Genomic DNA, 9,606 nt, shown 5'->3' with positions numbered 1-9,606 from the left:
GTGCGGTATCTGCTGGGGATGCAGTACGGGCTGTCGGCCACGCTGATCAAGGCGGTCGAGGACTTCCTCGAAGGCCCGGAGATCCTGCGTGACGGTGGGGTCGAGGCGATGCAGGAGATCCGCCGGATCCGGGACCAGTACCCGGAGACCAAGCGCCACAAGGCCGCCGACGTCCCGGGTATCGCGTCCAACGACATCGGCATCATCAACAGCGCGCCGCCGCCGAGCCGGACCGCCGTGGTGCTGATCAAGCGGCTGCTCGACCAGACCAGGGGCCGCCACCGGTACGGTCTCGGCGCCGTCCCCGCGGACGAAGCCCATTGGTGGCACACCTCACTGTTCGGCACCGTGGTCGTCACCGACGCGAACCAGGACGGTGTCCGCGTCCGGTCCTACGACCGGGCCAAGACCCTGGACCTGGCCAAACGCGGCATCCGGGTGATCCAGCGGCTGCGCAAGGAGGGAGCCGCGGTCCGGGAGCGGTACCTGAGCGCCGTGCCGGAGCTGACGTCGCGGGAGCACTGGACGCGCCTGTACGGCCTCTGAGCCCTGCTGATCCGAGCGATCAAGGAAATTCGCCTGGACGCCAGACTGCGCCGGAGGCCGGGAAGGCCATAGGGTTCGGTCATGAAGGTCGGCCTGCTCACCCGGGAATACCCGCCGGAGGTCTACGGCGGCGCCGGAGTTCACGTGGAGTTCCTCGCCCGGGAGTTGCGGCCGCTGGTCGATCTCGACGTGCACTGCTGGGGCGCGGACCGCCCCGACGCCACCGGGCACACGGATCCCCACGGCTACCGCCAGCCGGCGTTCACGACGATGGACATCGCCGTGTCCATGGCGAACGCCCTCGAAGGCCACGACCTCGCGCACAGCCACACGTGGTACGCGAACCTGGCCGGGCACCTGGCGAAGATGACCCACGGCATCCCGCACGTCGTCACCGCGCACTCGCTGGAGCCGTTGCGGCCGTGGAAGGCCGAACAGCTCGGCGGCGGCTACCGCGTCTCGTCGTGGATCGAACGCGAGGCCTACGAAGCCGCGGACGCGATCGTCGCGGTCAGCGGCGGTATGCGCCGCGACGTCCTCGCCGCGTACCCGGCGGTGCCGCCCGAGCGGGTGCACGTGATCCACAACGGCATCGACACCACCCTGTACCGCCCGGACCCGGGCACCGACGCGCTGGCGAAGCACGGTGTCGACCCCGACCGGCCGTATGTCCTGTTCGTCGGCCGGATCACCCGGCAGAAGGGCGTCCCGCACCTGGTCCGCGCGGCCGCGTCGCTCGACCCCGGCACCCAGCTCGTGCTGTGCGCGGGCGGCGCGGACACCCCCGAGCTCGACGCGGAGTTCCGCGGGCTGGTCGCCGAGCTGGAGAAGAGGCGCACCGGCGTCCGCTGGATCCCGGAGATGCTGCCGCGCCCCGAAGTCGTGCAGCTGCTGACCCACGCCACGGTGTTCGCCTGCCCGTCGGTCTACGAGCCGCTGGGCATCGTGAACCTGGAGGCGATGGCGTGCGGCACGCCGGTGGTGGCCAGTGACGTCGGCGGCATCCCGGAGGTCGTCGACGACGGCCGGACCGGGCTGCTCGTGCACTACGACGACCAAGACGCGCGCGGGTTCGAAGCGGGCCTGGCCGCCGCGCTGAACGAGGTGGTGGGGTCCCCGGACCGGGCCACCGCGATGGGTACCGCCGGCCGCGAGCGCGCGGTCGGCGAGTTCGGCTGGAAGGCGATCGCCGAGCGGACGGTCGCCCTCTACGAAGCGTGCGGGAGGTCGTCGTGAACACTGGAGCCGACGTGCTGGGCATCGTGCTCGCGGGTGGCGAGGGCAAACGGCTGATGCCGCTCACCGCCGACCGCGCCAAACCCGCCGTGCCCTTCGGAGGTGTGCACCGGCTGGTCGACTTCGTGCTGTCGAACCTGGTGCACGGCGGGTTCCGGCGCCTGTGCGTGCTGACGCAGTACAAGTCGCACTCGCTCGACCGGCACATCTCGACGACGTGGCGCCTCTCGGCGCTGACCGGCGAGTACGTCACGCCGGTGCCGGCGCAGCAGCGGCTGGGCCCGCGCTGGTACCAGGGCAGCGCCGACGCGATCCACCAGAGCCTCAACCTGGTCTACGACGAGGATCCCGAGTACATCGCGGTGTTCGGCGCGGACAACATCTACCGGATGGACCCCCGGCAGATGCTGGAGACCCACATCTCCTCGGGCGCCGGCGTCACCGTCGCCGGGATCCGGGTGCCGCGCGCGGAGGCGAGCTCGTTCGGCGTCATCCGGACCACCGACGGCCTGATGATCGACGCGTTCATGGAGAAGCCCGCCGACCCGCCGGGCCTGCCCGACTCCCCCGAGGAGTCGTTCGTGTCGATGGGCAACTACATCTTCACGACGAAGGTGATGCTCGAGGCGCTGCACGCGGACGCCGAAAACGCGGCCTCGCACCACGACATGGGCCGCGACATCATCCCGGCGCTCGTCAAGTCGGGCGAGGCTGCGGTGTACGACTTCAACGGCAACGTCGTGCCCGGCGAAACCGAGCGCGACCACGGCTACTGGCGCGACGTCGGGACGATCGACAGCTACTACGAAGCGCACACCGACCTGATCTCGACGCACCCGATCTTCAACCTCTACAACCGGAAGTGGCCGATCCTGGCCCACCCGGGCCAGCGCGCGGCGGCGAAGTTCGTCGAAGGCGGCTCGGCGAACCAGTCGATCGTCAGCAACGGCTGCATCATCTCGGGGGCGCAGGTCGTCGACTCGGTGCTCTCCCCCGACGTACTGGTGGAGCAGGGCGCGGTCGTCCAGGGATCGGTGCTGCTGGACGGGGCCCGGGTGGGCCGCGGCGCGGTGGTGCGCCGCGCGATCCTCGACAAGAACGTCGTGGTGCCGCCGGGAGCGCACATCGGGGTCGACCTGGCCCGGGACCGGGGGCACTACCACGTCAGCGAAGGCGGGATCGTGGTGCTGGGCAAGGGAGAACGCGCTATCTGAGGCTCGCGACGGCCCTCAGGAAGGGGCGTCGACCCGCGCGAGGCGCTCGACCACCTGGCGCGGATCGATGCCCCAGCGTTCGGCCAGCTCCGAGATCGTGGCGCCCGCCGCGTACTCGGCGGCGATCATGCTGTTCACGACCCCGGCCACGTTTTCACTCCTCAACCGCAGATGCCCGTGCGGGCGACATGCTACATGTTCGCTGCGGAGGTCGAACAATGTGCCTCAGGTCAGCGGGCGGCAAACCCGCACGCGATCGCGGCCGCCAGGAACAGCACCGCCAGCGCCGCCGCCCACGCCACGTCCATCGCCGCCGCGAGGTAGGCCTGGGCCGCCGAGGCCGCCGCGAACGTCACGGCCAAGCCCCGCCACGCCCACCCCTCGCGCACGCTGGTTCTCCCTCCCCCGCCGCCGAAAGCGATTCAGCGTCCCGTTTTCTCCGGATCCCCCGGCGGAATTTTCGCAGTGGCCCGCGCACGCGTGGCGCTGAACACCGCGTCGAAGATCGGCGTCGGTTCCCCGTCGTCGTGCTTCGGCCGCTCGTCCCCCGGACCGGGCTTTTCCTCTCCCACGCGCCCAGTTTCTGCGACGGCGGCCGATTTCGCTCGGGCAGCACCGAAAATCGCCCGGCCGGGGGATCACCCGCGCGGCGCCCGTTTTCACGCCGTTTTCGCCCGGCGGCGAACAATCGGGTGGCTCACGCTGCGGATTCACCGTCACCGCATTTTCCGCCCGGCCGGGAATAACCCCGGGGTAACCCGGATTGCACCCGGCATGAAAGCAGTCGTCTACCGCCGCCACGGCGGACCCGAAGTGCTGTCGGTGTCGGAGCGGGCCGTCGCGGACCCGGGTCCCGGCGAGGTCCGCGTCCGGATCGTCGTGTCCGCAGTCAACCCCACCGACTGGAAGGCCCGGCTCGGCCGCGGCGCGGAAGCCGGGACCGAGACGCCCGACACGGTCCCCAACCAGGACGGGGCCGGGGTCGTCGACGCGGTCGGCCCGGACGTCACCGGGGTCGCCCCCGGCGACCGCGTGTGGCTGATCCTCGCCGGCACCCACGGCCCGGCGGCCGGCACCGCGCAGGAGTACACGGTGCTCCCGGCGGAGAAGGTCGTTCCCCTGCCCGACCGCGCCGGTTTCGACGAGGGCGCCGGGTTCGGTGTCCCCGGGCTGACCGCGCACCGGGCGCTGACCGTCGCCGAGGACGGGCCCGCCCGGCTCTCCCCCGGCGCCCTCGACGGCAAGACGGTGCTGGTCAGCGGCGGCGCCGGCGCGGTCGGCAACGCCACGATCCAGCTCGGCCGCTGGGCCGGCGCGACGGTGATCGCGACGGTCAGCAGCGACGAGAAGGCCGCGCTCGCCCGCGCGGCCGGCGCCCAGCACGTGCTGCGCTACCCCGACCCGGACCTCGCCGCCCGGATCCGCGAGGTCGCCCCGGACGGCGTCGACCTGGTCGTCGAGGTCGCGGCCGGGGTCAACGCCGCGCTGCACACCGAGGTCCTGCACCCGCGCGGCACGGTCGCGATCTACGGCGACGACCGCGGCACCGGCAAGGTCACCCTCGACTTCGGCGCGAACCTGTGGCTGAACGCGCGGTACCAGTTCCTGGTGCTCTACACGGTGGGAGCGGACAAGCTCCGCGCCGGCGCCGAAGACGTCTCGGCGGCGCTGGCCGACGGCGCGCTGCGGCTCGGCGAGGACCGCGGTGTGCCGGTCCACCGCTTCCCGCTCGAGGAGACCGCGAAGGCCCACATCGCGTCCGAGGAGGGGGCGACCGGGAAGGTCCTGATCGACGTCACCGCGGCCGGCTGACCAGCGACTGAAGGAGGTCGAGCACCGTGACGCCGTCGTCGTCGCGGTGCTCGCGCCAGCGGCCGAACAGCTCCTGCGCGGCGGTCAGGAACGCGGGCGAGAGCCCCGCGTCGGCGCACGCTTCGGCGATCTCGGCCATTTCGCCTTCCCAGCGCCAGGCCCGCTGCCCGGCGGAGGCGATCCCGCCGGACGCGCCCAGCGGTGTGTGCGGCAGGACGTCGGCGGCGAGCTCACGCAGCTCGCCGCCGACGCCGTGACTCTCCGCGAGGGCGTGGGACTGCGCGGCCAGCGCGAAGGTGACCTTGTTGTAGGAGGCGAAGGCGAGTTTGAGCGCCGACGCCTTGCCGACTCCGCCTTCCAGCGGGATCGGCCGGAGGTGCGTGCCGGCGAACAGGCTTTCCAGCCGAGCGACGGCGTCCCCGGGCCCGGAGAGGTACAGGCGGGTGGTCCCGGCCGACCGCGGCGGCGGCCCGACGATCCCGCCGTCGACGACGGTCGCCCGGTCCAGGATCCGCGCGACCTCGGTGGCGTGCCCGGGGCTGATGGCGTTGGCGTCGAGGTAGACCCCGCTGAACCCGGCGACGCTCCGGGCGACGTCGAGCGCGGCGGCGGGCGGGCAGACGCTGAGGATCACGCCGCACCCGGCGAGGTCCTGGGCCTCGGTGAGCCCGGCGTCTTCGGCACGGCGTCGCGTCGCGGGGCCGCGCCCCGCGGGAAGCCAGGAGACCGGCGTGCCGCGCGAGGTGAGCACCGCCCCGACGGCGGCGCCCATGGCTCCGGGGTGCAGCAACCCGACGGAAGTGGTCATGCTCCCTTCCTACCCTGGTCACCGGCAGTGCGCCCCAAGGTGGCCTTCGGTGCGTCTGACGCACCCAAGGCGGCCTTCGGTGCGTTGAATCGGCACTGCGGCGCGAAGCGCCTCCGTTGAGGGCGGCGGCGGGGGCATCGGTGGAGCAACCAAGGCCACATTGGGGCGCTTGGCCACAGGCGGTGGGCGGCAGCGGCGCGGCGGCTCGCCAGCAGATCGCCGGACCGGACCGGATCAGGGCATTCCGGGCCACCGGCCGGCGGCCACGTTCTACGATCACCCGCGGAGGTGGGTGTGGAGCCGTTGGGGCGGAATGAGCCGGCGCAGGCCGGGCGGTACCGGCTGCTCGCCGCGGTCGGCGAGGGCGGGATGGGCCGCGTGCTGCTCGGGGTCGCCCCCGATGGGCGGCTCGCCGCCGTCAAGCGGGTGCACCGCGGGTTCGCGCACGATCCCGGCTTCCGCGAACGGTTCCGGCGGGAGGTCGAGGTCTCGCGGCTCGTCTCCGGCGCCTACACCGCCGCCGTGATGGACGCCGACCCGCACGCGCCGACGCCCTGGCTCGCCTCGGTGTTCGTCGCCGGGCCCTCGCTGCAGGAAGCCGTCGACACGACCGGGCCGCTGCCGCCGGCCGCCGTGCGGCACCTCGCCGCCGGGCTGGCGTCGGCCCTGATCGGCATCCACCGGGCCGGGCTCGTGCACCGGGACCTCAAACCCGCCAACGTCCTGCTCGCCGACGACGGCCCGCGCGTCATCGACTTCGGCATCGCCCGCGCCGCCGAGGGCGGCACCGACCTCACCCACACCGGCGTCATCCTCGGCTCGCCCGCGTTCATGTCGCCGGAGCAGGCCGAAGGGCGGCCGCTGACCCCGGCGAGCGACGTCTTCTCCCTCGGCGCCCTGCTGGTGCTGGCCGCCACCGGGTACAGCCCCTTCGCCGGGACGTCGGGCCCGCAGTCGCTCTACAACGTCGTCCACACGCACCCGGACCTGCGGTTCCTGCCGCCGGAGGTGCGCGCCGTCGCCGAGCCGTGCCTCGCCAAGGACCCCGCGCGCCGGCCGACGCCCGCGCAGGTCCTGGAGCTGCTCGGGCCCCTGCCCCCGGTCCAGCGCCCGTGGCCGCCCGCCGTGCACACCCTGATCTCGCGTCGCCAGGCCGAGGTGGCGGCCATCCTGACCAAGAAGCCCGGCCGCCGCCGCCGGATCGCGCTCGCCGCCACCGCGGCCGCCGTCGTCGTGGGCGCCACGATCACGGCCGTCACCCTGACCAGCGGCGACGACGGCGCGACCGCCGCCCCGGCGAGCACCACCCCCGCTCCGGTCACGACGAAGTCCGCGCCGAACCCGGACCCGCTCGGCCCGGACAAGCTGCGCGGCGCCGACCTGTGCCAGGTGCTGCCGTCGGTGCCCGGGACCGGGAAGCTCACCCCCAAGATCGACGTGCACTTCTTCGAGTGCGTCTACGAGACCCCGCAGGGCCAGTGGCTGGGGCTGACCGTCGGCGGCCCGGTGACCGCCAAGGGCACGGCCGCCGGCGAGCTCGACGGCCTCCCGCTGAGCGTCGACGACAAGGCGGGCGGCTGCACCGCGTCCGTGCCGATCGTGGACCGGCCGGACGCGACGATCGGCGTCGAGGCCAGTCAATCGGCCAAGCCGTTCTCGAAGCCCTGCGACGCGGCGAAGGCCGCGCTCACCGAAGCCGTGAAACGCCTTCGCGCCGGAAACGCCGGTTCGCCCGCCGCGCCGGGCGGGCTCGCGCCGGTGGACCCCTGCGGCCTGGTCGACACCGCCACCGCGCAGCGGATCGCCGGCCCGGTCACCAAGGTCGGGCCGAGTGGGCTGCACGAATGCCACTGGCAGGTCGGCGGCGAGATCGTCGTGTCGCTCCAACGCGGTACCCGGCCCGTGCAGTCCAAGGACCCCTACTACGACTCGGCCGGAACCGTCGACCTCGGCGGGGTCACCGCGTACTTCACCACCAAGCGATCCAACCCCGCGACCGGGTCCTGCAGCCTCACCTGGCAGCACCGCCCGCTCGAAGAAGACTTCTCGGAGAACGTCGTCATCGACTACCGCACGTCCGCCAGCTCGCTCCCCGACAACGAGATCTGCCGCCAGGCGCAGGACTTCGCCAAGGCGCTCCGGCCCGGATTGCCGAAACCGTGAAGCCGCTGGAGCCGGGAGACGCCCGGCAGGCCGGGAAGTACCGCCTGGTCGCCGCGCTCGGCGAGGGCGGGATGGGCCGCGTCCTGCTCGGCGTGGCGCCGGACGGCCGGCTCGTCGCGCTCAAGCAGGTGCACCCGGAGTTCGCGCACAACGCCCGCTTCCGCACCCGGTTCAAGCAGGAAGTGCAGGCGTCGCAACGGGTTTCCGGGGCCTTCACCGCCGCGGTGATGGACGCCGACCCCGACGCCGAGACCCCGTGGCTGGCTTCGGTGTTCGTCACGGGACCGTCGCTCAAGGAGGCCGTCGAAGCCACCGGGCCGCTGCCGGTCGACGCGGTGCGCCGGCTCGCCGTCGGGCTCGCGACCGCGTTGATCGAGATCCACCGCGTCGGCCTGATCCACCGCGACCTCAAGCCCGGCAACGTGTTGCTGACCGGCGACGGCCCGCGCGTGATCGACTTCGGCATCGCGCGCGCCGCCGAGGGCGGCCCGGACCTCACCGGCACCGGCGGCATCGTCGGCTCCCCCGCGTTCATGTCGCCCGAACAGGCCGAAAGCCGCCCGCTGACCCCGGCGAGCGACGTCTTCTCCCTCGGCGGCCTGCTGGTGATGGCGGCGACCGGGCGCGCCCCCTTTCCCGGCTCGACGACCGCGCAGCTGCTCTACGACGTCGTCCACGCCGAGCCCGACCTCACGGCCGTGCCGCCCGAAATCCGCGCGCTCGTCGAGCCGTGCCTGGCCAAGGACCCGGCGCGGCGGCCGACGCCGCAGCGGATCCTCGACTTCCTCGGCCCGGTCCCGCCCGGCACCCGGCCGTGGCCGCCGGCGGTGCACGACCTGATCGGCGCCCAGGACGCCGCGGTCCGCACCGCGCTGTCCTGGCCGGCCCCGCCCCCGCCTCCCGCGCCGCCGAAGCGCCGACGCTGGCTGCCGGTGGTCACCGCGCTCGCCGCCGTCTGCGCGCTCGCCGCGGGAAGCCTCATCGCCTTGGCGGTCGTCAAGGCGGACGCGGACCCGCCGACGGCCGGTGCGAACCTGGACCCGACGAGCCTGGACACCCTGCGCCGCGCCGATCCGTGCCGGGTGCTCGACGACGTCACCGTCACGGGCGCGGGCAAGCTCCGGGCCGACCCGGACACCGGCTACCTCGACCGCTGCACCTACGAGTCCCGCTCGGGCGGGAAGATCTCGGTCAAGCTCGGCGACCCGATCTACGTCGAGGGCGGCCGCCCCACCGAAGACCTGGACGGCAGGCAGGTGCTGTTCACCGAGATCAGCGGCAGCACCTGCGACGCGAGCGTCCAGGTGCCCGCGCAGCCGGAACTCGGCGTGACGGCGCTCGCCGGCACGTGCGCCCTGGCCAAGACCGCGCTGGGCAAGGTCCTGGACCGCCTCCACGGCGGCGGCAACGGCTACTCCCTGGCGCCCGGCACGCTCCTCGCGCTGGACCCGTGTGCCGCACCCGGCCGGGCCGCGGTCGCGCAGGCGCTCGGGCCGGTCCGCGAGACCAAGGTCAACCGCCTGCGCGAGTGCGAGTGGACCGCCACGACGTCCCTGCGGCTGACCTTCGAGAAGACGCCGACCTCGGTGCCGGACGAGGGCACCCCGGTCGACCTCGGCGGGGTGACCGGCACCCGCCGCGAACTCGGCGACAGCTGCGCGCTCACGTGGAACCACCGCCCGCTCGACGCGCAGGACTCCGAACACGTCCGGATCTTCGCGTCGAAGCCGGGCAGCGGGGCCTGCGACGCGGCGGTCGCGTTCGCGAAAGCCCTCGTGAGCGCGCTCCCCCGCGGCTAGTCGACGGCGAGTGCGAACGTCGACGGCT

The 9,606-nt window shown here is 73.4% G+C and carries 8 protein-coding genes and 1 pseudogene; 6 read left to right on the top strand and 3 right to left on the bottom strand.

Going from position 1 to position 9,606, the window contains the following annotated elements:
• The 3 genes and pseudogenes from ACZ4TR_RS49215 to glgC all read left to right on the top strand — a co-directional run.
• Window positions 1–546 (top strand): annotated as a pseudogene (locus tag ACZ4TR_RS49215) (glycosyltransferase); the annotation flags it as partial.
• A gap of 81 nt (window positions 547–627) precedes the next feature.
• Window positions 628–1,782, top strand: coding sequence for a glycogen synthase (glgA, locus tag ACZ4TR_RS49210; RefSeq protein ID WP_465296127.1), 1,155 nt, complete (start codon window positions 628–630; stop codon window positions 1,780–1,782).
• Complete coding sequence (glgC, locus tag ACZ4TR_RS49205) at window positions 1,779–2,996, top strand: glucose-1-phosphate adenylyltransferase (RefSeq protein WP_364523958.1); 1,218 nt, start codon at window positions 1,779–1,781, stop codon at window positions 2,994–2,996. Before glgA ends, glgC begins: the two co-directional genes overlap by 4 nt.
• A 15-nt stretch (window positions 2,997–3,011) precedes the next feature.
• On the opposite strand, the gene ACZ4TR_RS49200 is transcribed toward glgC, so the two are convergent.
• Window positions 3,012–3,146, bottom strand: a complete 135-nt coding sequence (locus ACZ4TR_RS49200) for a hypothetical protein (protein WP_364523960.1) — start codon at window positions 3,144–3,146, stop codon at window positions 3,012–3,014.
• An 80-nt stretch (window positions 3,147–3,226) separates the two neighbouring features.
• Window positions 3,227–3,385: a hypothetical protein gene (locus tag ACZ4TR_RS49195; RefSeq protein ID WP_465296125.1), complete on the bottom strand. Its 159-nt coding sequence runs from the start codon at window positions 3,383–3,385 to the stop codon at window positions 3,227–3,229.
• 385 nt (window positions 3,386–3,770) lie between these two features.
• Between ACZ4TR_RS49195 and ACZ4TR_RS49190 the strand changes: the two genes are divergently transcribed.
• Complete coding sequence (locus ACZ4TR_RS49190; RefSeq protein WP_465296123.1) at window positions 3,771–4,808, top strand: NADPH:quinone reductase; 1,038 nt, start codon at window positions 3,771–3,773, stop codon at window positions 4,806–4,808.
• Here the strand turns inward: ACZ4TR_RS49190 and ACZ4TR_RS49185 are convergent.
• Entirely contained in the window at window positions 4,792–5,616 is an 825-nt protein-coding gene (locus ACZ4TR_RS49185) for a DUF1932 domain-containing protein (RefSeq protein ID WP_465296121.1), read from the bottom strand. The two genes, ACZ4TR_RS49190 and ACZ4TR_RS49185, sit on opposite strands and share 17 nt — an antisense overlap.
• Window positions 5,617–5,910: 294 nt before the next feature.
• On the opposite strand from ACZ4TR_RS49185, the gene ACZ4TR_RS49180 reads away from it, so the two are divergent.
• Both ACZ4TR_RS49180 and ACZ4TR_RS49175 read left to right on the top strand, forming a co-directional pair.
• The gene (locus tag ACZ4TR_RS49180; RefSeq protein ID WP_465296119.1) at window positions 5,911–7,779 is read left to right on the top strand and encodes a serine/threonine-protein kinase; all 1,869 of its coding nucleotides are present in this window, start codon (window positions 5,911–5,913) and stop codon (window positions 7,777–7,779) included.
• Window positions 7,776–9,578 (top strand): serine/threonine-protein kinase, encoded by a 1,803-nt coding sequence (locus ACZ4TR_RS49175; RefSeq protein ID WP_465296117.1) that lies wholly within the window; start codon window positions 7,776–7,778, stop codon window positions 9,576–9,578. The genes ACZ4TR_RS49180 and ACZ4TR_RS49175 overlap by 4 nt, the downstream gene beginning before the upstream one ends.
• Window positions 9,579–9,606: the final 28 nt, after the last annotated feature.

Source organism: Amycolatopsis sp. NPDC028719 (assembly GCF_055565395.1).
This window is presented reverse-complemented; position numbering and strand designations above follow the sequence as displayed.

What these genes read in the sequence shown, in the direction of transcription:
- glgA (WP_465296127.1), top strand. Translation starts at nt 628, where the DNA reads ATGAAGGTCGGCCTGCTCACCCGGGAATACCCGCCGGAGGTCTACGGC.
- ACZ4TR_RS49190 (WP_465296123.1), top strand. Translation starts at nt 3,771, where the DNA reads ATGAAAGCAGTCGTCTACCGCCGCCACGGCGGACCCGAAGTGCTGTCG.
- ACZ4TR_RS49185 (WP_465296121.1), bottom strand. Translation starts at nt 5,616, where the DNA reads ATGACCACTTCCGTCGGGTTGCTGCACCCCGGAGCCATGGGCGCCGCC.